Origin of the sequence: Pseudomonas sp. HY13-MNA-CIBAN-0226, assembly GCF_040310305.1 — a bacterium.
GTDB classification, from domain to species: domain Bacteria; phylum Pseudomonadota; class Gammaproteobacteria; order Pseudomonadales; family Pseudomonadaceae; genus Aquipseudomonas; species Aquipseudomonas gregormendelii.
The window spans coordinates 289,052-311,021 of the sequence record NZ_JBEOPS010000003.1 but is presented as its reverse complement, the minus strand read 5'-3'; the positions used below and the strand labels follow the sequence as shown (position 1 = coordinate 311,021).

General features: G+C 60.7%; 23 protein-coding genes. 6 read left to right on the top strand and 17 right to left on the bottom strand.

Annotation, left to right across the window (positions count from 1 at the left end):
* Positions 1–16: 16 nt before the first annotated feature.
* Positions 17–568 carry an RrF2 family transcriptional regulator gene (locus AAEZ05_RS05240; RefSeq protein ID WP_045062831.1) on the bottom strand — a complete coding sequence of 184 codons (552 nt, stop codon included), beginning with the start codon at positions 566–568 and terminating at the stop codon, positions 17–19.
* 273 nt (positions 569–841) lie between these two features.
* Here AAEZ05_RS05240 and AAEZ05_RS05235 point away from each other — a divergent pair, with 273 nt between their 5' ends.
* The 4 genes from AAEZ05_RS05235 to AAEZ05_RS05220 all read left to right on the top strand — a co-directional run bounded on the left by AAEZ05_RS05235 (position 842) and on the right by AAEZ05_RS05220 (position 5,575).
* The gene (locus AAEZ05_RS05235) at positions 842–2,044 is read left to right on the top strand and encodes an NAD(P)/FAD-dependent oxidoreductase (RefSeq protein WP_350646748.1); all 1,203 of its coding nucleotides are present in this window, start codon (positions 842–844) and stop codon (positions 2,042–2,044) included.
* Positions 2,045–2,336: 292 nt separating this feature from the next.
* The gene (locus AAEZ05_RS05230; protein ID WP_045062827.1) at positions 2,337–3,626 is read left to right on the top strand and encodes an NAD(P)/FAD-dependent oxidoreductase; all 1,290 of its coding nucleotides are present in this window, start codon (positions 2,337–2,339) and stop codon (positions 3,624–3,626) included.
* 25 nt (positions 3,627–3,651) lie between these two features.
* Positions 3,652–4,206: a helix-turn-helix domain-containing protein gene (locus AAEZ05_RS05225; protein ID WP_045062824.1), complete on the top strand. Its 555-nt coding sequence runs from the start codon at positions 3,652–3,654 to the stop codon at positions 4,204–4,206.
* A 22-nt stretch (positions 4,207–4,228) separates the two neighbouring features.
* Positions 4,229–5,575 carry a glutamine synthetase family protein gene (locus AAEZ05_RS05220; RefSeq protein ID WP_350646747.1) on the top strand — a complete coding sequence of 449 codons (1,347 nt, stop codon included), beginning with the start codon at positions 4,229–4,231 and terminating at the stop codon, positions 5,573–5,575.
* 206 nt (positions 5,576–5,781) lie between these two features.
* On the opposite strand, the gene AAEZ05_RS05215 is transcribed toward AAEZ05_RS05220, so the two are convergent.
* The 6 genes from AAEZ05_RS05215 to AAEZ05_RS05190 form a co-directional block, all read right to left on the bottom strand.
* Positions 5,782–6,009 carry a DUF6555 family protein gene (locus AAEZ05_RS05215; protein WP_350646746.1) on the bottom strand — a complete coding sequence of 76 codons (228 nt, stop codon included), beginning with the start codon at positions 6,007–6,009 and terminating at the stop codon, positions 5,782–5,784.
* 78 nt (positions 6,010–6,087) lie between these two features.
* Complete coding sequence (locus AAEZ05_RS05210) at positions 6,088–7,455, bottom strand: purine-cytosine permease family protein (protein ID WP_045062818.1); 1,368 nt, start codon at positions 7,453–7,455, stop codon at positions 6,088–6,090.
* Positions 7,456–7,460: 5 nt separating this feature from the next.
* Positions 7,461–8,138 carry a cysteine hydrolase family protein gene (locus tag AAEZ05_RS05205; protein WP_045062816.1) on the bottom strand — a complete coding sequence of 226 codons (678 nt, stop codon included), beginning with the start codon at positions 8,136–8,138 and terminating at the stop codon, positions 7,461–7,463.
* 90 nt (positions 8,139–8,228) lie between these two features.
* A complete protein-coding gene (locus AAEZ05_RS05200; RefSeq protein WP_163024304.1) occupies positions 8,229–8,381 on the bottom strand; it encodes a hypothetical protein in 153 nt (50 codons plus the stop codon).
* Between the two features lie 63 nt (positions 8,382–8,444).
* Entirely contained in the window at positions 8,445–9,488 is a 1,044-nt protein-coding gene (locus AAEZ05_RS05195) for an LLM class flavin-dependent oxidoreductase (RefSeq protein WP_045062814.1), read from the bottom strand.
* Between the two features lie 203 nt (positions 9,489–9,691).
* A complete protein-coding gene (locus AAEZ05_RS05190; RefSeq protein ID WP_045062812.1) occupies positions 9,692–10,177 on the bottom strand; it encodes a flavin reductase family protein in 486 nt (161 codons plus the stop codon).
* Positions 10,178–10,500: 323 nt separating this feature from the next.
* Here AAEZ05_RS05190 and AAEZ05_RS05185 point away from each other — a divergent pair, with 323 nt between their 5' ends.
* Positions 10,501–11,907 carry a purine-cytosine permease family protein gene (locus AAEZ05_RS05185; RefSeq protein ID WP_045062810.1) on the top strand — a complete coding sequence of 469 codons (1,407 nt, stop codon included), beginning with the start codon at positions 10,501–10,503 and terminating at the stop codon, positions 11,905–11,907.
* Positions 11,908–12,354: 447 nt separating this feature from the next.
* Here AAEZ05_RS05185 and AAEZ05_RS05180 read toward each other — a convergent pair whose 3' ends face one another.
* The 5 genes from AAEZ05_RS05180 to ribBA form a co-directional block, all read right to left on the bottom strand.
* Positions 12,355–13,509: an ABC transporter ATP-binding protein gene (locus tag AAEZ05_RS05180; RefSeq protein WP_045062808.1), complete on the bottom strand. Its 1,155-nt coding sequence runs from the start codon at positions 13,507–13,509 to the stop codon at positions 12,355–12,357.
* A gap of 16 nt (positions 13,510–13,525) precedes the next feature.
* Positions 13,526–14,335 carry an ABC transporter permease gene (locus AAEZ05_RS05175; RefSeq protein WP_045062806.1) on the bottom strand — a complete coding sequence of 270 codons (810 nt, stop codon included), beginning with the start codon at positions 14,333–14,335 and terminating at the stop codon, positions 13,526–13,528.
* Positions 14,336–14,341: 6 nt separating this feature from the next.
* Positions 14,342–15,274 carry an ABC transporter permease gene (locus AAEZ05_RS05170; protein WP_350600103.1) on the bottom strand — a complete coding sequence of 311 codons (933 nt, stop codon included), beginning with the start codon at positions 15,272–15,274 and terminating at the stop codon, positions 14,342–14,344.
* Positions 15,271–16,296, bottom strand: coding sequence for an ABC transporter substrate-binding protein (locus AAEZ05_RS05165; RefSeq protein ID WP_045062801.1), 1,026 nt, complete (start codon positions 16,294–16,296; stop codon positions 15,271–15,273). The genes AAEZ05_RS05170 and AAEZ05_RS05165 overlap by 4 nt, the downstream gene beginning before the upstream one ends.
* A gap of 190 nt (positions 16,297–16,486) precedes the next feature.
* Positions 16,487–17,596 carry a bifunctional 3,4-dihydroxy-2-butanone-4-phosphate synthase/GTP cyclohydrolase II gene (gene ribBA, locus AAEZ05_RS05160; protein ID WP_350646745.1) on the bottom strand — a complete coding sequence of 370 codons (1,110 nt, stop codon included), beginning with the start codon at positions 17,594–17,596 and terminating at the stop codon, positions 16,487–16,489.
* 63 nt (positions 17,597–17,659) lie between these two features.
* Between ribBA and AAEZ05_RS05155 the strand changes: the two genes are divergently transcribed.
* Positions 17,660–17,956, top strand: a complete 297-nt coding sequence (locus AAEZ05_RS05155; RefSeq protein ID WP_045062798.1) for a DUF1330 domain-containing protein — start codon at positions 17,660–17,662, stop codon at positions 17,954–17,956.
* 43 nt (positions 17,957–17,999) lie between these two features.
* On the opposite strand, the gene AAEZ05_RS05150 is transcribed toward AAEZ05_RS05155, so the two are convergent.
* The 5 genes from AAEZ05_RS05150 to AAEZ05_RS05130 all read right to left on the bottom strand — a co-directional run bounded on the left by AAEZ05_RS05150 (position 18,000) and on the right by AAEZ05_RS05130 (position 21,963).
* Complete coding sequence (locus AAEZ05_RS05150; protein WP_350646744.1) at positions 18,000–18,563, bottom strand: NUDIX hydrolase; 564 nt, start codon at positions 18,561–18,563, stop codon at positions 18,000–18,002.
* A 2-nt stretch (positions 18,564–18,565) separates the two neighbouring features.
* Positions 18,566–19,318: a GntR family transcriptional regulator gene (locus AAEZ05_RS05145; RefSeq protein ID WP_045062793.1), complete on the bottom strand. Its 753-nt coding sequence runs from the start codon at positions 19,316–19,318 to the stop codon at positions 18,566–18,568.
* A gap of 90 nt (positions 19,319–19,408) precedes the next feature.
* A complete protein-coding gene (locus AAEZ05_RS05140; RefSeq protein ID WP_045062791.1) occupies positions 19,409–19,798 on the bottom strand; it encodes a carboxymuconolactone decarboxylase family protein in 390 nt (129 codons plus the stop codon).
* Positions 19,799–19,916: 118 nt separating this feature from the next.
* Entirely contained in the window at positions 19,917–21,368 is a 1,452-nt protein-coding gene (locus AAEZ05_RS05135) for an NAD-dependent succinate-semialdehyde dehydrogenase (protein ID WP_350646743.1), read from the bottom strand.
* A gap of 109 nt (positions 21,369–21,477) precedes the next feature.
* Positions 21,478–21,963, bottom strand: coding sequence for a flavin reductase family protein (locus AAEZ05_RS05130; protein ID WP_350646742.1), 486 nt, complete (start codon positions 21,961–21,963; stop codon positions 21,478–21,480).
* Between the last annotated feature and the right edge of the window lie 7 nt (positions 21,964–21,970).

Genomic DNA, 21,970 nt, shown 5'->3' with positions numbered 1-21,970 from the left:
TCAGCCGCGCTGGTGTTCAGTCGCTGATGTCGGTCAGCGGGATGCCTTGGGCGCTGGCGCTTTTCCTGTCGCGCCGATCAGTGATCCAGGTGTCCACCTGCTCGGAGAATTCTGCCGGGGCCTTGCGCCCGACCTTCCTCGCCAGATCAAGAATGGTCTGCTGGGCCAGTGCTTCTTCCATGCGCTTTTGCGCCACCATCATGGCGCCGTGTACTGAACAGTGGCCATCCAGCGCCCACTCGGGCGTATTTCCCTCGAATAACGCACACCGCCCGCGTATTTCCTTGCAGTCGAAAATCAGCTTCTGGCCATCGATCGCATTGACGATGTCGAGCAGGCTGATTTCGTCAGCAGGGCGGGCCAGCTTGAACCCGCCGCGCACGCCCTCGGTGGCACTCACCAGCTTGGCCTTGGCCAGCCGGGTAAAGATCTTGGCCAGGTAATCCAGCGGTACTCCTTGCAGCTCGGCAAGGTCGCGCACGCTCGCCTCCCGGGTCTCGCCACGGTTGCCCACCAGAAAAAGCAGGCAATGAATGCCGTACTCGACGCCCGCGCTGTAAAGAGACATGTTTTATCTCCGACTAAATTTGTCGCCAATATTAACAGCCGGCTGCGGGCAGGGCAACGTCGGGCCCAAAGCCCCGCATCTCTGCGCTAAGGCCTGCTTATCTGCAAAACCCTTTCCCGTTCGGCCATCAATGACGTCGATGGCAACCATCAAAAAAAATCGATTGCTTCGGCTAACTAGGACTAATACAGTCGCCGTTATTCGGAGCGGCACGGTGATCATTCAGCGTGACCTCAAACAATTCCAATATCGGGTCTTCCCCTGGAGTCAAAGATGAAACAGCACATTCTGGTAATCGGCGCAGGTTTCGGTGGCATGTGGACAGCATTGAGCGCCACACGCCTGTTCGATCTTCATGGTCACGATTCGGTCGAGGTCACCGTCCTGGCTCCGCAGGCCGAGCTGCGAGTGCGACCGCGCTTCTACGAGCCCAATGCCCACCAACTGGCTGCGCCCATCGGCGAGCTGTTCGATGCGGTCGGCGTACGGTTCATCAAGGGCCGGGCTGAAACCATCGACGTCCACAACAAGCAGGTGGGTTACCTGGATGCGGCGGGCGCCCAACAGCTGTGCAGCTACGACAAACTCGTTCTGGCCACCGGCAGCCGCCTGGCACGGTCGGGCACTGCGGGGGTGAACGAACACGCTTTTGACGTTGACCAGATCGAACAGGCCGTGCGCCTGGAGCAACACCTCAAATCCCTCGCCGACCAGCCGGACAGCGCCGCGCGTAACACCGTGGTGGTGGCGGGCGGTGGCTTCACCGGGATTGAAACAGCGACTGAGATGCCGGCCCGGCTGCGCGCCATTCTTGGCGAAGCGGCGGATATCAAGGTGATCATCGTTGATCGCGGCGAGAAAATTGGCGCATCGATGGGCGCCGACATCAGCGTTTCCATCGCTCAAGCCAGCGCCGAAGTGGGCGTGGAGTGGCGCTTGAAATCGTCGGTGGCCGGCGTCGATGCCGACGGAGTGACCTTGGCCGATGGGCAGCGCATTGAAGCCAGTACCGTGATCTGGACCACCGGCGTACGTGCCAGCTCGCTCACCGAACAGATCCCCGGCGAGCGCGATGCCTTGGGCCGCCTGCATGTGGACAGCCACCTGAAAGTGATTGGCCAGGACGACATCTTTGCCACCGGCGATGTGGCCTACGCGGCGTCCGATGACATCGGCAACCATGCTCTGATGACCTGCCAGCATGCCATCGTCCTCGGTCGCCACGCCGGCAACAACGTCGCCGCCCAATTGCTCGGTGTCGCCCCGACGCCCTACAGCCAGCCCAAGTACGTGACCTGCCTGGACCTCGGGGCCTGGGGTGCGGTGTACACCGAAGGGTGGGATCGCCAGGTCAAGCTGGTCCGTCAGGAAGGCAAAGCGTTGAAGACCCAGATCAACACCCAATGGATCTATCCGCCTGCAGCCAATCGTGAATCCGCGTGGGCCGCTGCCGATCCGCTGATCCCGATTGCCTGATTGCCTGATTGCCTGATTGCCCCGTAGGAGCTGTCGAGTGCAACGAGGCTGCGATCTTTTGATCCTGTTCTTTTGAGGGCAGCCGCCAAAAGATCGCAGCCTCGTTGCACTCGGCAGCTCCTACACGACGGCGCATGACGGCGCACGACGGCATACGACGGCATACGACGGCATATGACGACTCACGGCACGACGTAGGCGCACGTCGGCCCCAGGGATGAACACTTGCCTATGTGAAATAATCTGTGTAAATTTTCATGAAATTTAAATAATAAAATTTCATGAGGCCCGCATGTTTCACCAATCCTCCCAGCATGTCCCCAGCTATTACGCCCACACCTGCGCCGATCGGCTGGTAGAGCGCGACCCGCTGGTGGGCGAGCAGGACACCGAGGTGCTGATCATCGGGGGGGGGTTCAGCGGGTTGCACACGGCCTTGCGCCTGGCGCTCGCCGGCAAACGCGTGACGTTGCTGGAAGCCAGTCGGGTGGCGTGGGCGGCGTCCGGGCGCAATGGCGGGCAGGCCATTCTTGGCTGGTCTTGCGACATGCCGCCGCTGGAGGCCGCTTTGGGGTACGAGCGCGCGCGGCGTCTGTGGGACAGCATGCGCTGGGCGGCGAGGGAACTGCGGGACCTGCCCGGGCGGCATTATTTCGACTGCGATTACCGCCCCGGCCATCTCTGGACCTCAGTGATGCCGCGACGGGTCAGCCTGCTCACGCAGTGGCAACACGAGGCCAGCCACAAGTGGGGCCACGACGCCTTGCAGTTCATTCCCCGGGCGGAGTTGCCGAACTGGGTGGCGAGTGACCGTTACCAGGCCGGGCTGTTCGACCCCGAAGGCGGGCACCTCAACCCGCTGAAACTGGCACTCGGCCTGGCCGCCGCCATCGAGCGAGCCGGCGGCCGTATCCATGAACAGAGCAAGGCGCTGGATTATCGCCAGGAACGCGGCGGGTATGTGGTCACCACCGAGCGTGGGCGCATTCGCGCCGATGTACTGGTGCTGGCGTGCAATGCGTACCTGGATCAACTGGACCCGCAACTGTCGAGTTGCGTACTGCCGGTCGGCACCTATCAGGTCGCAACCGCACCGCTGGCAGAGCAGCAGGCGATTGCACTGCTGCCGCGCAATGTGTGCGTGACCGACAATCAATTCGTGCTCGATTACTTTCGGCGCACGCCGGATCACCGCCTGCTGTTCGGCGGCGGCTGCACTTACCTGGGGGGCATGCCCAAGGACATCAGCGCCGCGACCCGGCCGTTTCTGGAGCGGGTGTTTCCCCAACTCAAAGGCGTGGAACTGGAATACGCCTGGGGCGGGCACATCGATCTGACCCTCAAGCGCACGCCCGACATTGGTCGTCGGGGTGACCTTTACTGGCTGCAGGGCTACTCCGGCCACGGCGTGCTGCCGACACTGGCCGGGGCCCGCGCGGTGTCCGACGCGATACTCGGCCAGCCGGATGACCTTGCGCTGTACCAAGGGCTGGTCAACGAGCGTTTTCCCGGCGGCAAGTACCTGGCCGCGCCGCTCGAAGCCGTGGGCAAGGCCTGGTATCGACTGCGCGACAGTCTGTGAACCGCACAATTTCCGGAGCCTTCTGATGGACATGCAAGAAGAAATATCGGCGCTGGCGATCCTGATCCAGGACCTGCGCAAACACAAAAAGTACACGCTCAAGGAGCTGGCGGACAAAATCGGCCGCTCGGTGGGTTTTCTCTCCCAGGTCGAGCGTGGGTTGTCCCGGCCGACAGTGGCAGACCTGACGGCCATCAGCGAAACCCTCGGCGTGCCCACCACCTACTTCTACAGTCTGCCCAAACCCATGGCGCTGCCGTGGGTCACCCGCCCGGACGAGCGCCGCACCCTGTACTACGCCGATGGCATCACCGACATCCTGGTCTCGCCAAAAATGCGCGCCTCGTTCTCGATGCTCGAAAGCCGCCTGGAACCAGGGGCAAGCAGTGGCGACCGGCATATGAACGACAGCTCGGAGCAGGGCGGCTACGTGCTCGAAGGCGAGCTGACGTTGTGGCTCGATGACGCCCAGCCCGTCACGCTGCGAACCGGCGACAGCTTTCAACTGGCCAGTCACACCCATTGTCGCTACGGCAATCTTGGTGACCGGCTTACCCGCGTGCTCTGGGTCTACACCTGATAAAACAACAAGGAACACAATGATGGATGCTGTCTGCTCTGATCTGGTTGCTGAAGTACGTGCGTTTCGTCAGCGCTTTCCGGAGGTGCGCTATGTCGACCTGATCGCCCTGGATATCCCCGGGCACTTCTATGGCAAGCGCTACCCGATCGAGATGCTCGAAAAGGTCGCGGCCGGAAGCGTTCTCAAACTGCCGCAGAACTGCGTGCTGCTGGGCACCCAGGGCGGCCTGTTCAAGATCGGTGACTACTGCTTCAACGATGGCGACCCGGATGCCACCCGCCGCCTCGTGCCCGGTACGCTGAAGCTGGTGAACTGGGAAAAGCAACCTTTGGGGCAGATGCTGATTACCTCCGATGGCACCGCCAAGCCGATCGAATTCGAGCCTCGCGAGGTCCTGGCGCAGGTGCTGCAGCGGCTCAAGGGCAAAGGCATTTTTCCGGTGGTTGCCTTCGAACTGGAGTTCTATCTGTTTGATCGTCAACTGCGCGACGGCCTGCCGCAGTTCGCCCGGGACCCGCTCAGCGACGATGCCGATGACCAGCCGAACATGCACATCGAGCGCTTGTCGCGTTTCGCCACGGTGCTGGATGACATGGTCGAGACTGCGCGGGAGCAGGGTATCGAAACCACTGTGATCACGGCCGAGTTGGGCCCCGGTCAGTTCGAGATCAACTTCGGTCACCTTGATGATGGATTGCGCGCCGCGGACTGGGCGGCCCTGTTCTGTCGCAGCACCCGGGGCGTGGCCCTCAAGCACAACTACCGCGCCAGCTTCATGGCCAAACCCTACGTGCAGCATCCCGGCAGCGGCATGCACGTGCATGTGAGTCTTTACGATGAAGACGGGAACAATCTGCTGGCAGCCAATGATCAGCGCCCCCTGCGGCACGCCGTGGCGGGCTGCCTTGAAGTGTTGCCCCACTGCATGCCGATCTTCGCCCCGAATCACAATGCCATGCGGCGCTTGAGCGGCACGGTGAACACCGCCACTCGAGCGAGTTGGGGCTTTGAAGATCGCGATGCCTGTTTGCGGGTGCCTGATTCAGACTTGAAAAACCTGCGCATTGAACACCGTTTGTCGGGTGCCGATGCCAACCCTTACCTGGTGCTTGCGGCGATTTTGGTGGGTCTGGAACAAGGTCTGGAAGCCGGCCGCGAACCGATACCTGCGTTAAACGAAGATCGCACCAGCGGCATTGATTTCCCCACGCAAATGCTCGAAGCCGTGCAGGCCATGCAAGGCCACGCCTCAGTTCGCGAAGGCTTGGGGGCGGAGTTTGTCGATGTGTATTGCGAGAACAAACGGCAGGATCATTTGGCATTCATGAACGAAATCAGCGCGCGGGAATATCGCTGGTTCATGTAACGCATCCTTAAAAAACATGTGGATATATAAGGGCTTAGAAACCTTAGTAACTTTATGGTTAATTAAAACATCTTGTTACAGTGGGAAATATTAAGTAATATTCGCCCCGCGTTCACCACCACGGTTTATGCATTTTTAAGTCCCAGGCGTCCATCAGCTGCCTGGGATTTTTTTTTGCCCGGGATTTAACCGCGCCGCTGTCACCGTCACGGCAGCGCCTCCCACCTGACGTCGGTCAGCCCGCATTTTTGCGCCTGCGCCCGCACTTCAGCCAGACCCTGTTGCGCCGGATCCTCGCCATAGGCCAAGCCGACACCCGCGTGCAGGCAGGCGTAATACCAGGCATCGGCATCGGTCATGTGTGAATCGGGCTGGACAAAGACCTGTCGAGCGTCGTTCAAGCGGTAAGTGATTTGAAAATGCAGGGGGCGCATCCGATTCTCCAGGCGAAGCCATTACGACTCTAATGGCTTATCGCCAGTTCCTTTTCTTTTCCGATGCGCCCCGAGGGCCTAGCGCGAAATCTGCTCCAGCGCCGGTTGATGCCTGTTGCCCAGCTTCATCAGGCTGAAGTAACTCAGCGCCGGAACCAGCAACCCGACGATCCAGGCCAGGTCCACGCCATCCAGCGCCGAGGCGATAGGGCCGACATAGAACGTGGTGTTCATGAACGGAATTTCCACGGCGATGGCCAGCAGGAAACTGCCACAGGCGATCCAGTTGATGCGCCCGTAAATGCCGTTCATGTCGAAGATGTCATCGATCCGGTACTGACCTTTGCGCAGGCAGTAGTAGTCCACCAGATTGATTGCGGTCCACGGGATCAGGAAGTAGCTCATGAAGAAGATGAAATTCAGGAAGAAGGTGATGAAGTCGTCCTGGCTGATGGTGCATAACGCCGTGGCCACCAGGCTGATAACCAGCAAGAACAGCCCCCGTACCCGCGGCGTCACCTTGAACCGGGCGAAGGGTTCGATCACGGTGATGGTCGACATGAACGCTCCGTAAAGGTTGAAGACGTTGATCGCTACCTGGCCGTAAAGTATGAAGATGAACAGCAACACCGCACCGCTGCCGAACAATCCGGCCACATGCCCGCCGACGTTGCTGGAAAAGTCGTCGATACCGACGCACAGGATCGCGCCGAGAATCATCATCCACGCGCCGCCAGTGACCGTGCCCGCATAGCTGTACCAGAATACTTTCGCGCTGCAGGTTTCCTGCGGCAGGTAGCGTGAGTAGTCGGCGACGTAAGGCGCATAGGACAGTTGCCAGGTCACCGCAATGCTCACCGCCACCAGGAACTTCGACAGGACAAAGCCCGTCGGCAGCCATTGCTCGCCGGGGATCGGCAGTTGCAGCGCGAACAGGGTGGCGGCGGCAAATATCAGCAGCGAGAGCAGCGACAACAGCTTCTGCAGGCGATGGATCAGCCGGTAGCCATACAGCGCGACGACGAAGCACAACGCGCCGATCAGGTAGATATTGCCAGTCGCCGGCAGTGGGCTGACCGACTCCACGGCCTGGGCCGCGAGCAGGGTATTGCTGACGAAGAACCCCAGGTAGATCAGCATCACGAACAGCAGCGGCAGCACTGCGCCCAGCACACCGAATTGCGCCCTGCTCTGGATCATCTGAGGGATGCCCAGCTTCGGGCCCTGGGCGGAATGCGAAGCCATGAATATCGCCCCCAGGAGTGAGCCGACGATGATCGCCACGGCACTCCAGAACAGGTTCAAACCCAGCACCACCGGCAACACGCCGGAGGCTATGGTAGTGATGTTCATGTTGGCGCCGAACCAAATGAAAAACAGCGAGCCCGGTTGACCGTGGCGCTCGGACGGCGGGATGAAATCGATGCTTCTTTTTTCGACTTGCATGGCGATCACTCCTGGGTCCGGACGAGGTGGCTGTGGAGGCGGGCGATGGTGTTTTCCAGCTCATGGGGCTGGTGCGCGAACTGGTCCGGCTGCTGTGGCACCAGGCTCACGTAAGCGCGGTCGCACAGGGCGCGCAGGCATTGGGCGCAGGTGAGGATTTCCAGTGCATACACCCAGTTGGCCATGATCAGCAGCGACGAATAATGCCCCGCCAGGGTGGTCGTGGTACAGGCGTCGCTGACCAGCCGGACGTGATAGCCCAGGGCGAAAGCGTCCAGCACGCTGCTGAGCACGCAGACATCGGTCAGCACGCCACTGACGATCAAGGTTTCGACCCCCAGCGCCTTTAGCCTGGCATCCAGGTCGGTGCGGTGGAAAGCGCTGTAGCGTCCTTTGTCTACGATCAGTTCGTCGGCGCGGGGCGCCAGGCGTTCAAGGATTTCCACCTGACGGGTGCCGGCGCGGTAACTGCTCGGCCCGCCATCGGCCGCCCGGGGTTCGCCGCGGGGCATGTCACTGCCGTCGGCCTGGTTAATGTGGCGGGTGTAGATGACCGGCACCCGCTGCTGGCGGGCGGTGTCGAGCAGGGCGGCGATGTTATTCACCGTCGAGTCGAAGTGTTCCAGGACAAAACCGTCCTCTTGCTGCATGTCGATGATCAACAGCGCGTTGTTATTGTTCATTGGGCAAACCTGATCATGGGCAAATCACAATGCACCGCACGCGCCTGGCTTAAGCAAGGCAGTGGGTGGTGAAGGGCTGTTCGGGTGAGCTCAGTGAACTATTTGCCAGAAGCCATTCTGCTTGGCCGAGACGCTGGCGCGCAGGCGTTTGATGCGGATATGCGAAGCCGTCCATTCGCCGCGCAGGTAAGCCTGCTCGGCGCCGGAGGTGGGGGAAGCAAACGGGAGGCGATCAGTGATCATCAAAATCGACCTGCGCATCAGGAATGCCCCTGGGCTTCGCGTCCGAGGGGCAGGGTGGCGAACTCAGCGAAACGCCGGCACGACCTGTTTGATGAACAACTCCAGGGACTTTTTCTTTTCCGCGTGGGGCAGGCTGTTATCGCACCAGAAACTGAACTCGTCGACGCCCAGTTCCTGGTAATACTTGATGCGCGGAATGATCTCTTCGGCGGTGCCGATCATCGCGGTCTTGTGCAGGCTTTCCAGTTCGAACTCCGGGCGGCCGGTGAATTTTTCTTCAGGGCTCGGCTCGAGGAAGCCGTTGACCGGCACGGTCTTGTTGCCGAACCAGGCGTCGAACGTTCGGTAGAAACGCGAGATCGCCTTGGCACCGACTTTCCAGCCATCCGGGTCGTCGGCGGCGTGTACGTGGGTATGACGCAGCACCATCAGTTGTGGGCGCGGCACGTCCGGGTTGTTGTCCAGGGCCGCCTGGAACTTGTTTTTCAGGTCCAGGACTTCCTCGTCGCCTTTCATCAGCGGGGTGACCATGACGTTGCAGCCGTTGGCCACGGCAAAGTTGTGCGAATCGGGGTCGCGGGCGGCGATCCACATCGGTGGGTTCGGCTTCTGGATCGGCTTCGGTACGCTGGTGGACGTGGGGAATTTCCAGATGTCGCCATCGTGGGCGTAGTCGCCTTGCCACAGGGCGCGCACCACCGGCACCATTTCCCGCAGGGCCTGGCCACCGGAGGAGGCCGGCATGCCGCCGGCCATGCGGTCGAACTCGACCTGGTAAGCGCCGCGCGCCAGGCCGACTTCCATGCGCCCGTTACTGATCACGTCGAGCAAGGCGCATTCGCCAGCCACCCGCAACGGGTGCCAGAACGGCGCGATGATAGTGCCGGCGCCGAGATGGATGGTCGTGGTTTTGGCGGCCAGGTAGGCCAGCAGCGGCATCGGGCTGGGCGAGATGGTGTATTCCATGGCGTGGTGTTCGCCGATCCACACGGTGCTGAAGCCCCCGGCCTCGGCCATCAGGGTCAGTTCGGTCAAGTCTTCGAACAATTGGCGGTGGCTGACACTTTCGTCCCAACGTTCCATGTGCACGAAAAGGGAAAACTTCATGACGCTTACCTCGGATCTATTGTTGTCGGCCTGTCGACTGCGGGCCTGATGATTATTGGTATACCATAATACGGTGTGAGTGCAAAATATTTAGGGTTCCAGACGCAAAGATCGCAGCCTGCGGTGTAGTGGTACAGTTTTTTTAAACCACGCCGTAGGAGCTGCCGCAGGCGGCAATCTTTTGATCATTTTTTTCTGTCGATTTACGCGAGAACCGGCAGTGCACCCATCTTGCCGTGGCAATACACCAGCGGACCGGCGTTTGGCTGAGGCACGATCAGGTTCTTCACTGCGCCAACCATGATGGCGTGGTCGCCCCCTTCATATTCGCGCCACAACTCGCATTCGATGACCGCCGTGGCGTTCGCCAGGATCGGATTACCCAACTCGCTCAACGTCCACTCGATACCCTGCGCCTTGTCCTTGCCTTTGCGGGCGAACGCGTAGGCTTCGCTTTGCTGACCGCCGGACAGGACGTGAATGGCAAAGCGTTTGTTCTTGATCAGTACCGGGTAGGAGTCGGAACTGTAGTTGGGGCAGAACAGCACCAGGGCCGGGTCGATGGACAGCGAGCTGAATGCGCTGGCGGTCAGGCCGACGATTTGCCCGTCGTCATCCAGGGTGGTGATCACAGTGACCCCGGACGGAAACGAACCCATCACTTGTTTGTAGATGGCGGCATCGATCATGGGACGGTCCTCTGGCGGTGGAGCTGGATTTTATGGGTTTATAGGTCTGATGGTATACCGTAATACATCCTTTGCAAGCGCTTTTTGCATCACCCGATAAACGTACATCTGTACCGTTTAACCCAGCAAATACTGGGTTACCAGGCATTTTAAACCAGTGCGAGGGGCGCATTGGACCGCATCAGACAGGCTTTTAAACAGCGGATCAGTCTTGTGTAAATGTTGGAATACCATAATATGGCCTGCATCTGAGGGGCTGCCACCGAGTGCCCCCGGTTTGGCTTCATACAAATATAAGATCAGACAAACTCGAGTTCATGAATATGTCCCAGATGTCCCGGCAAGACCCCCTGATCGAGAATCACACGGTCGACTATGTCCCACTCGCGGAACGCCACGGGAAGGCCCGCGACCTGTTCACCCTGTGGTTCAGCACCAACATTGCGCCACTGCCCATTGTCACCGGCGCCATGGTGGTCCAGGTATTCCATCTCGACCTGTTCTGGGGACTGCTGGCCATTGCCCTGGGGCACATGATCGGCGGCCTGGTGATTGCCCTGGCCTCGGCCCAAGGGCCGCGCATGGGCATCCCGCAGATGGTCCAGAGCCGCGGCCAGTTCGGCCGCTACGGCGCGCTGCTGATCGTGTTCTTTGCGGCGATCATCTATATCGGCTTTTTCATCTCCAACATCGTGCTGGCAGGCAAGTCGATCGTCGGCATTGCGCCGGCGGTTCCGGCACCGCTCAGCATCCTGATCGGGGCGTTGGGTGCCACGGCTATCGGGGTTATCGGCTACCGATTCATTCACACCCTCAACCGCATCGGCACTTGGGTCATGGGCGGCGCCTTGCTCGCCGGTTTCCTCTACATCTTCGCCCATGACCTGCCGGCGGATTTCTTCACTCGCGGCAGTTTCAACCTGTCCGGCTGGTTGGCGACGGTATCGTTGGGGATCATCTGGCAGATCAGCTTCTCGCCCTATGTGTCGGACTACTCCCGCTATCTGCCAGCAGACATCGGCATCGCCCGGCCTTTCCTGGCGACCTACCTGGGGGCGACGCTGGGCACTATCCTGTCCTTCACCTTTGGCGCCGTGGCAGTACTGGCCACCCCGGAAGGCACTGAAGCGATGACGGCGGTGAAGCAGTCAACCGGGTGGTTGGGGCCAATCCTGATGGTGCTCTTCCTGCTCAATATCATCAGCCACAATGCGTTGAACCTGTATGGCGCAGTGCTTTCGATCATTACTTCGATCCAGACCTTCGCCAGTCAGTGGACGCCGAGTATCAAAGTGCGAGTGGTGTTGTCGAGCGTGGTGCTGGCGGGTTGCTGCATGGTAGCGCTGGGGGCTTCGGCGGATTTCATTTCGCAGTTTATCGGGCTGATTCTGGCGCTGTTGCTGGTGTTGGTGCCCTGGGCTTCGATCAACCTGATTGATTTCTACCTGATCAAGCGGGGGTGCTACGACATTGCTTCCATATTCCGGGCCGATGGCGGGGTGTATGGGAAGTTTAATGTGCATGCGATCGTGGCTTATTTCATCGGGATTATCGTGCAGTTGCCGTTTGCCAATACGTCGTTGTATGTCGGGCCTTATGCCAATCTGGTGGAGGGTGCGGATTTGTCTTGGCTGGTGGGGTTGGTGGTGACTTGTCCGCTGTATTACTGCCTGGCGACTCGGGGGCAGCCTCAGGCGGTGAAGGCGGGGCGTTTGGGCTTTACCGATTGATTTCTGGTTAGAAGTTTGTCTGGAAATGCCTGGTTGTTGCCGGGCATTTTTTTGGCCGGCGCGATAGGACATGATCGATTATCCCGTAGGCGCTGCCTCGCTTTGTGTACATATCCATTGCTGCGGTCACGGCTTCTTATGCTTCCGCCCTTACGGCGGGTCACTTTCGAAGAGCCTGCGCGGCCCGGCGAAAAGTAACCAAAGCGCTCTTGCCCCACCACTCGGCACCTCGCCCAGGCTCGGTGTGCCCTCACTCCGGCATCCTTGCCGGTTTCCCCGCTGCGCAACGCCTGCGTTCGGCCAGCGTGGTTAACGGGGCGTCCGTTTTCACAGTCCAGATCCAGAAAACAGAACCCAAAAAAAGGGCCGCCGCAACCCGACGTTGCGGCGACCCCGAGGGTGACCTTGATTACCAAATACACACACCCAACCAACATCAAAAAACCATCAATGTGCCCCAGCGGCCTTGTTCAAATCACTCTCAGCCCACTCCGTATAAACACAAGCATCCGCAGTAGCCCAGCGCACCTGCACCGGATCACCGGCCTTGAGGGGCATGCCCGCAGCCGACAGCGCCTTCACAGTCATCGAAGTCCCGCCAGCGGTCACCACACTGCAAGTCTGGCTCTCACCCAGGAACAACACCTCAACCACCTTCGCCGACACCTCATTCCAACCCGCCGCCAACGGCTCGCGGATAGCCTCATCGACACTCAATGCCAGCGCCTTCTCCGGACGGACCATCAACAACACATCCTGATCCGTCTGCAACCCGGCCGTCAGCCGAATCGACAGCGCCTGGCCCTCAAACGTGGCGACCGCGTTACCCTGCGCCTTGAGCTTGAGGAAATTCGAATTACCCAGAAACGACGCCACAAACGCATTCGGCGGATTCTGATAAAGATCGTAACCACTGCCCAGCCCGACAATCTTGCCATGACTGAAAATCGCAATGCGCTGGGACAGCCGCATCGCCTCTTCCTGATCGTGCGTCACGTAAACGATTGTGATGCCCAAGCGCCGATGCAGCTGACGCAGTTCATCCTGCAAGTCTTCACGCAGCTTCTTGTCCAGGGCCCCCAACGGCTCGTCCATCAACAGAATTCGTGGCTCGTAGACCAGCGCCCGGGCGATGGCGACGCGCTGCTGCTGACCGCCAGACAGTTGCGAAGGGCGGCGATGGGCGAATTGTTCCAGCTGCACCAGCTTGAGCATGGCATCGACCCGACGCTCGCGTTCGGCGCTGGCCAGCTTGCGAATGGCCAGGGGGAAGGCAATGTTGTCGCGCACCGACAGATGCGGGAACAGCGAGTAACGCTGGAACACCATGCCGATGTCACGCTTGTGCGGCGGCACATTGACCAGCGATTGGCCTTCCACCAGGATTTCCCCGCTGCTCGGCGTTTCGAAGCCGGCGAGCATAGACAGCGTGGTGCTTTTGCCAGAGCCGCTGGAGCCCAGGAAGGTGAGGAATTCGCCGTCCTTGATGTCCAGCGAAATGTCGTCCACGGCGGCAAAATCACCGTAGTATTTGTTCAGGTTACGCAGGCTCACCAAGGGCTTGTCGGTGTGCTGGGCGCTGTCTTTGATCACGGCACTCATGTCGTACTCCTCGCGCTCAGGCGCTGATTTCATTACGCCGGCGAACGGCGGCGGCGATCACCATGACCAGCACCGAGAGGCCGATCAGCAGCGTCGAGGCGACGGCGATCACGGGCGTCAGGTCCTGGCGCAGGGTGGTCCACATTTTCACGGGAAGGGTTTGCAGGGTCGGGCTGGCCATCATCACGCTCAGCACCACTTCATCCCAGGACACCAGGAACGCAAACAGGGCGCCGGCGACCATGCCCGGACGGATCGCCGGGAACGTCACTTTGAATACCGCCTGCAGGCGTGAGGCACCACAGATCACCGCCGCGTCTTCGATCGACTGGTCGAACAGCTTCAGCGAGTTGATGATCGAGATGATGGTGAACGGCAGCGCCACGATCACATGGCTGACCACGAACGCGAACATCGTCCCGGTGTAGCCCAGCTTGAGAAACAGCGCGTACACCGCCACCGCGATGATCACCAGCGGCACGATCATCGGCAGGGTGAACAGGCCATAGAGCATTTCCCGTCCCGGGAAGCGTCCGCGCACCAGGGCAAAAGCAGTGGGCAGGCCCAGCGCCACGGCGAAGAAGGTGGTGAGCACCGCGACCTTGAGGCTGGCCAGCGCCGCGTTCATCCAATCGGGGTTGGAGAAGAACTGGCCGTACCATTTCAGCGTCCAGCCCGGTGGCGGGAACACCAGCCACTGGGAGGAGCCGAACGACAGCAGCACGATGAACACAATCGGCAGCAGCAGGAACAGCGCGATCACACCCGTGGTGAAGTACAGGCCGAAACGCATGCGTCGGCTCATCGCATTGGGAGTCAGCAGCATGACGGCTTACCTCGCGTTGCTGGCGCCAACCGGGGATTCCGGCTGGAGCTTCAGGTAGAAGTAGAACAGCACCAGCGTAATGACGATCAGCAACGCGGCGCCGGCGCTCGCCAGGCCCCAGTTGAGGAAGGATTGCACCTGCTGGATGATGAACTCGGGCAACATCATGTTCTGCGCACCGCCCAGCAATGCCGGGGTGACGTAGTAACCGAGGGACATCACGAACACCATCAGCCCGCCCGAGAACAGCCCTGGCCGGCACAGCGGCAGGAACACCCGGAAGAAGTTGGTCCACGGACTGGCACCGCAGATCGACCCGGCCTGCAGGATCATCGGATCAATGGCCTGCATGGTCGCCTGCAGCGGCAGCACGATGAACGGGATCATGATGTAGCTCATGCCGATCACCACGCCGGTCAGGTTGTGCACCATTTCCAGTGGCTGATCGATGATGCCCATCGCCATCAGCGCCTTGTTGATCACCCCGGATGCTTGCAGCAGCACCAGCCAGGAGTAGGTGCGGGCGAGGAGGCTGGTCCACATCGACAGCAGCACGATGTTGAGGATCCAGCGCCCCCAGCCACGGGGCACCAGGGTGATCGCCCAAGCCAGCGGGAAGCCCAGCAACAGGCTGAACAGGGTCACCAGGCCCGCCACCGAGAAGGTGTTGAGCAGCACTCGGGCATAGGCCGAGTTGGCGAACAGTTGTTCATAGTTGCCCAGGCCCGGGGTTGGTTCCAGCACGCCGCGCAGCAACAGGCCGATCAGCGGAGCCAGGAAGAACAGACCGAGGAACAGCAGGGCGGGCACCAGGTTACTGGCGCCACGCCAACGCTGCGCCAGCGTCGGGGTTTGCGTCATCGCGGCGGCCTTGGCGGCAGCGCTCATGGCGCTGCCGACTGGCGCAGAAGAGCGGGATGCGCTTGCCGTCATTTTCATTTGACCAGCCATTCGTTCCACCGTGTCGCGATCGCCGGACCGTTCTTGGCCCAGTACGCGAAGTCGAGAGTGATCTGATCCTTGGCATAGGCAGTCGGCAGATTAGGTGCCAGCGCCGAATCCAGGCGCGCCACGCTGTCGACGTTGACCGGCGCATAGGCCGTCAGGTTGGAGAAGTCGGCCTGGCCTTTGGCACTGCTGGCGTTGGCCAGGAACTTCATGGCCGCGTCCTTGTTCTTCGAGCCTTTGGGAATGACCAGAATGTCGGCCATGACCAGGTTCTGTTTCCAGCTCACGCCCACCGGTGCACCATCTTCCTGCAGGGCATGAATGCGGCCGTTCCAGAACTGCCCCATGCTCGCTTCACCGGAGGCCAGCAATTGCTGCGACTGGGCTCCGCCGCCCCACCAGACGATGTCTTTCTTGATGGTGTCGAGTTTTTTGAAGGCGCGGTCCAGGTCCAGCGGGTACAGCTTGTCGGCGGCGACGCCATCAGCGAGCAATGCCAGTTCCAGCACGCCGGGGCTTGGCCATTTGTAGAGGGCGCGCTTGCCAGGGTAAGTCTTGGTGTCGAACAGCGCGGACCAGTCCTGGGGCTTGCTGGCTCCCAGTTTGCCTTCGTTGTAGCCGAGCACGAAGGAGAAGAAGAACGAGCCTACGCCGTGGTCGGAGACGAACCGCGGGTCGATCTTGTCGCGCTGGATGACCTTGAAGTCGAGGGGTTCGAGCAGGCCTTCGGCGGCGGCGCGCAGGGCGAAGTCGGCTTCGACATCGACCACGTCCCATTGCACGTTGCCGCTTTCGACCATGGCTTTGAGTTTGCCATAGTCGGTCGGGCCGTCCTGGACCACGGTGATGCCGCTGGCCTTGCTGAACGGATCGGCCCAGGCCTGCTTCTGCGCATCCTGGGTGCTACCGCCCCAGCTGACGAAGTTGACGCTTTCAGCCGCCAGCAACGCCTGGCTGGTGGCGCTCAGCAGTCCCGCAAAAAGAATTGCGGTTGCACGTTTGTTCAACACCATTTTTACGCCCTCATTGTTGTGTTTATGAGCGGGGCTTTGCAGTGCCCGCCTATCGGGAGCAGTAGGTCCGTCGAGCCTGTAAGATCGTCCGGTCTATGGAATATCATATTATGGTATTCCAAACTTTGTGCAAGCACTTTGCCTTACCGGCTATCTGCCGGGAGCGCAGCGCCATTCAGGCAGAGCGCGCTCACTCGATATAAGGAATGCTCTCCACCACCTCCAGGTCGTAGCCGGTCAACCCTGCATACTTCAGCGGCGGCCCCAGGTGGCGCAATTTGCCCACGCCCAGGTCCTGCAGGATCTGCGCGCCGGTGCCTACTTCAGAATAGATCCGCGATTGCGATCGGTTGAACTGGCGTGGTGCCTGGGTCAGTTGCGGAATGCGTTCGAGCAAGGCCTGGGAAGATTCATGATTGGCCAGCACCACCACCACGCCGCAACCTTCTTCGGCCACTCGCTGCAGCGCCGCCCACAGCGTCCAGTTGGAAGGGCCGATGTACTCGGCGCCCACCAGGTCACGCAGGGGATCGATTACATGCACACGGACCAGCGTGGGCTCATCGCGCTGCAACTTGCCCATTACCATGGCCATGTGCACGCCGCCTTCGATACGGTCCTCGAAGGTAATCAGGCGGAAGGTGCCATGCACCGTGGGCAATTCCCGCTCGCCAATGCGCACTACGGTGTGTTCGGTGCTCAGGCGGTAGTGGATCAGGTCGGCGATGGTGCCGATCTTGATCCCGTGCTTGCGGGCGAACACTTCAAGGTCCGGCCGGCGGGCCATGGTGCCGTCGTCGTTCATCACTTCGACGATCACCGATGCGGGCGTGAAACCGGCCAGGCGCGCCAGGTCGCAGCCGGCTTCGGTATGGCCGGCGCGGGTCAGCACGCCGCCTTCCTTGGCTCGCAGCGGAAAGATGTGGCCGGGTTGCACCACATCCGTCGCCACGGCATTTTTCGCCACCGCAGCGGCGACGGTACGGGCCCGGTCTGCCGCGGAAATACCGGTGGTAACGCCGACGGCGGCTTCGATCGAAACAGTGAACGCGGTGCTGAATACGCTGCCATTACTGGGCACCATTTGTTCAAGACCCAGGCGCTGGCAATGCTCGTCGGTCAGCGTCAGGCAGATCAGCCCGCGAGCTTCCCGGGCCATGAAGCTGATAGCTTCGGGGGTGCAGCAATCGGCGGCGAGCAACAGGTCACCTTCGTTTTCCCGGTCCTCGTCGTCGACCAGCAGCACCATCTTGCCGAGGCGGTAGTCTTCGATGATTTCTTCGATGCTGTTGAAGGCCATGGGGGATTCTCAATGGTTAATGGGATGTGGTATACCATAATACATAACTATTGAGAGGTCACCATGAAGGCGTACTGGATTGCACACGTAAACGTTACAGATCCCGCTCAATACGGCCAATACACCCAGCGGGCGCCGGCGGCGTTTGCGTTGTATGGGGGGCGAATATTGGCCCGGGGAGGACGCAATGAAGCGATGGAAGGTCGACCGACCCCCCAACGCAGCGTCGTCATCGAATTCGATTCGTATGAGCAGGCAGTGGCGTGCTATCGGTCAGAGGAATATCAGCAGGCGCGGGCCCATCGTGAGGGCGTAGCAGAGGCAGATGTGATCATCGTCGAAGGAATCCCCCCGGCATGACCCGGGTTATGCCGGGGGCTTGTGTCTGGTCGTTAAAAAACTATCAGCGGATGAAGTGAATCTTCCCGGTATCGTCGTTACCGATGTAGATTCCGTATGCCCCAGCCTGACGCTCCTCGATATAGCGCTCGAGAATCTGCCGGATCGCCGGATAGTAGATGCTCTCCCAAGGAATATCCTCAGGCGCAAAGAACTTGTAGTCGAGGGTCTCGGGCCCGTACTGCCCGGTAATGTCCAGGGCAATGGCGCGGAAGATGATGTACACCTCACTGATCTTTGGCACGCTGAAAATCGAGTAGGGCGACAGAATCTCGGCACGCACCCCGCTTTCTTCCCAGACCTCGCGCAACGCAGCCTGCTCGGTGGTCTCGCCTCCTTCCATGAAACCCGCTGGCAGTGTCCAGGTGCCAGGACGGGGCGGGATGGCGCGCTGGCACAACAGGTACTTGCCGTCCTGCTCGATAATGCAGCCGGCGATGATCTTCGGATTGACGTAATGGATGTAGCCGCAACCACAGCACATCAGGCGCTCGTGCGTATCACCCGGCGGTAGCTGCGACTTGAGATCACTGGCACCACACTTTGGGCAATAGCTCGGGCTGAACATGATTAGCGACCTATGCGAGGTTCTTTGAGGGCGATCGGCAGGGTAATGACCGGGACTTCACCGGTTTCTTCCTGCTTGCGCTTGAGGTAATCGAGCGCCACGGCGGCGGCTGCGCGAACGTGGTCGACGCAGGCCTGGTGCGCGGCCAGTGGATCGCCGCTCTTGATCGCCTCGACCATGCGTTCCATTTCCTGGTTGCTCGCGCCGCGGCGGTTCTGCTGGGACACCGAGGTCGCCCGCAAGTAGCTGATCCGTGCCTGCAACTGGCGCAGTTGGGTGGCCGCGACATGGTTGCCCGAACCTTCGAGCAAGACGTCGTAGAACCCTTGCACTGAATCGATGACCTGTTGCAGTTCGCCATCCTTGAGGGCCTTGCGGTTTTCCTCCAGGGCTTTTTCCAGTGCCTTGATGTTCTTGGCCTTGGCGCGCAGGGTAAACAGCTGGACGATCAGGCCTTCGAGCACGCAACGCAGCTCGTAGATGTCTCCCGCATCGGACAGGGTGATGATGGCAACCCGCGGGCCCTTGGCATCGGCGAATTCCACCAGGCCTTCGGATTCGAGGTGACGCAAGGCTTCGCGAACGGAGGTGCGGCTCACGCCCAGGCGGTCGCACAGGTCGCGCTCAACCAGACGGTCTCCCGGCAGGAGCTGGAAGTTCATGATGGCGCTTCGCAGTTTATCCAGCACGATTTCGCGCAGGGTAACGGGGTTGCGATTGACCTTGAAGCTGTCGTCGAGTGGCAGGCGTTTCATGGGGTCCGCTCTGAGTGTGGCTGTCCATGCAAAAGGAGCACTGCGATCATGACGATCATCGGTGCTCCGGTCAGATCAAACAGCCAAGGGTTAACTGGAGGCCTCGGCATCGGCTTCGGCGAAGGCTTCACGGGCGAGCCGGAAACTGTCTACGGCAGCGGGAACGCCGCAATAAATACCGACCTGAAGCAGAATTTCGCGTATTTGTTCACGACTCAGCCCGTTACGCAAGGCACCGCGCACATGCAGCTTGAGTTCGTGCGGCCGGTTGAGCGCCGAAATCATCGCCAAGTTTATCATGCTGCGTTCTTTAAGCGACAAGCCCTCACGCCCCCAGACGTGGCCCCAGCAATACTCGGTGACCATCTCCTGCAGCGGACGGGTGAAGTCGTCGGCGTTCTCGATGGAACGCTGCACATAGGCCTCGCCCAGCACCTGGGTGCGGATTTTCAGGCCTTTTTCGTACTTTACGTTGCTCATTTCACTTGTCTCCAGCGTTACCCCTGCAGGCGCTGCCGCGGGCTGCGATCTTGCTTTTGAACAGCAAGGGCAAAAGATCGCAGCCTCGTTTCACTCGACAGCTACTACAGGTATTGATTCAAAGGCCGCCCATCAGGGTGTATTTGAGTTCCAGGTAATCTTCGATGCCGTATTTGGAGCCCTCGCGGCCCAGCCCCGACGACTTGATACCGCCAAACGGTGCAACCTCGGTGGAGATCAGTCCTTCATTGATCCCGACCATGCCGTACTCCAGCGCCTCGCTCATGCGCCAGGCGCGGCCCAGGTCGCGGGTGTAGCAGTAGGCGGCCAGGCCGAACTCGGTGTCGTTGGCGAGGTGGATCGCCTCGGCTTCGGTATCGAAACGGAATACCGCCGCCAGCGGGCCGAAGGTTTCTTCCCGGGCAACTTTCATCGTACCCGTGATGCCGGCCAGCACGGTGGGCTGGAAAAAGCCGTGGCCGAGGGCATGCCGTTCGCCGCCGCAGAGCAACTGTGCACCGTGGGCTAGGGCGTCCTGCACATGGTCTTCTACCTTGGCCACGGCGCGTTCGTTGATCAGCGGGCCCTGGGTGATGCCGCTGTCGAAACCGCTGCCGACCTTCAACTGCGCCACGCGCTCGGCCAGCCGGGCGACGAAGGCCTCGTGGATGCCGGCCTGCACCAGGAAGCGGTTGACGCACACGCACGTCTGCCCGGCGTTGCGGAACTTGGCGATCAATGCGCCTTCCACCGCACGCTCCAGGTCGGCATCGTCGAAGACGATGAACGGTGCATTGCCGCCCAGTTCCAGCGAGACTTTTTTCAGGGTCGGCGCGCATTGCGCCATCAGCAGTTTGCCAATCCCGGTGGAGCCGGTGAACGACAGTTTGCGCACCAGCGGGCTGGCGGTGAGTTCGGCGCCGATGGCGACAGCGTCGCCAGTGATCACATTGAAGATGCCCGGTGGAATGCCCGCCTGTTCAGCCAGCGCGGCCATGGCCAGGGCCGAGAATGGGGTTTCCGGGGCGGGCTTGACGATGCACGGGCAACCCGCCGCCAGCGCCGGGCCGGCTTTTCGGGTGATCATCGCGGCCGGGAAGTTCCACGGGGTAATGGCCGCGACAACGCCGATCGGTTCCTTGCTGACGACGATGCGTGCGTCGCCTTTATGGCTTGGAATAGTGTCGCCGTAGATGCGCTTGGCTTCCTCGGCGAACCATTCGATGAAACTGGCGGCGTAGAGGATTTCGCCCTTGGCTTCGGCCAGGGGTTTGCCCTGTTCGAGGGTGAGGATGTGGGCCAGGGCGTCGGCGTTTTCGATCATCAGCCCGTGCCAGCGCTTGAGAATATTGCTGCGCTCTTTGGCGGTCAGTGCACGCCAGGCCGGCCAGGCCTTGTGGGCGGCTTCAATCGCCTGGCGAGCCTGGGCGGCGCCGAGGTTGGGCACCTGGCCGATCAATTCGCCGTTCGCCGGATTGAAGATCTCCTGAACGGCGCCATCTGACGCATCGAGCCACTGGCCGTCGATGTAGGCCTGTTGGCGGAACAGGGGGGAGGATGCTGGGCTCATGCCGACTCCTGAAAAAATGAGTAAATCAACTGTAGGAGCGAGAACAGTCTTCGCCCTGTGGGAGCGAGCAGGCTCGTTCCCACAGGTGGATCTGAGTGCGGGAAAAATGTCAGGCCAGGGTGGGCAGCGGGCCCAGCTTGCCTTTGTGGTAGATCATCGGCGTGACCGGCTGCTCGGGCAGGATCAGGTTCTTCACCGCGCCGACGATGATCGCGTGATCACCGCCGTCGTACTCGCGCCACAACTCGCACTCGATGATGGCCGTCGCATTGCCCAGCAAGGGGTTGCCCAGCTCGCTCAAGTGCCACTCGATACCCTTGGCCTTTTCCTTGCCCTTGCTGGCAAAGGCATAGGCTTCGGCCGTCTGGTCGGCGGACAGCAAGTGAATCGCGAACTGCTTGCTGTCACGCAGGATCGGGTAGGTGTCCGAGGCATAGTTGGGGCAGAACAGCACCAGGGCCGGGTCGATCGACAGCGCACTGAAGGCGCTGGCGGTGATGCCGACGATGCCGCCATCCGGGTCCAGGGTGGTGACCACCGTGACGCCGGACGGGAATGAGCTCATGACGTCTTTGTAAATGCCGGGTTCGATCATGTCAGTG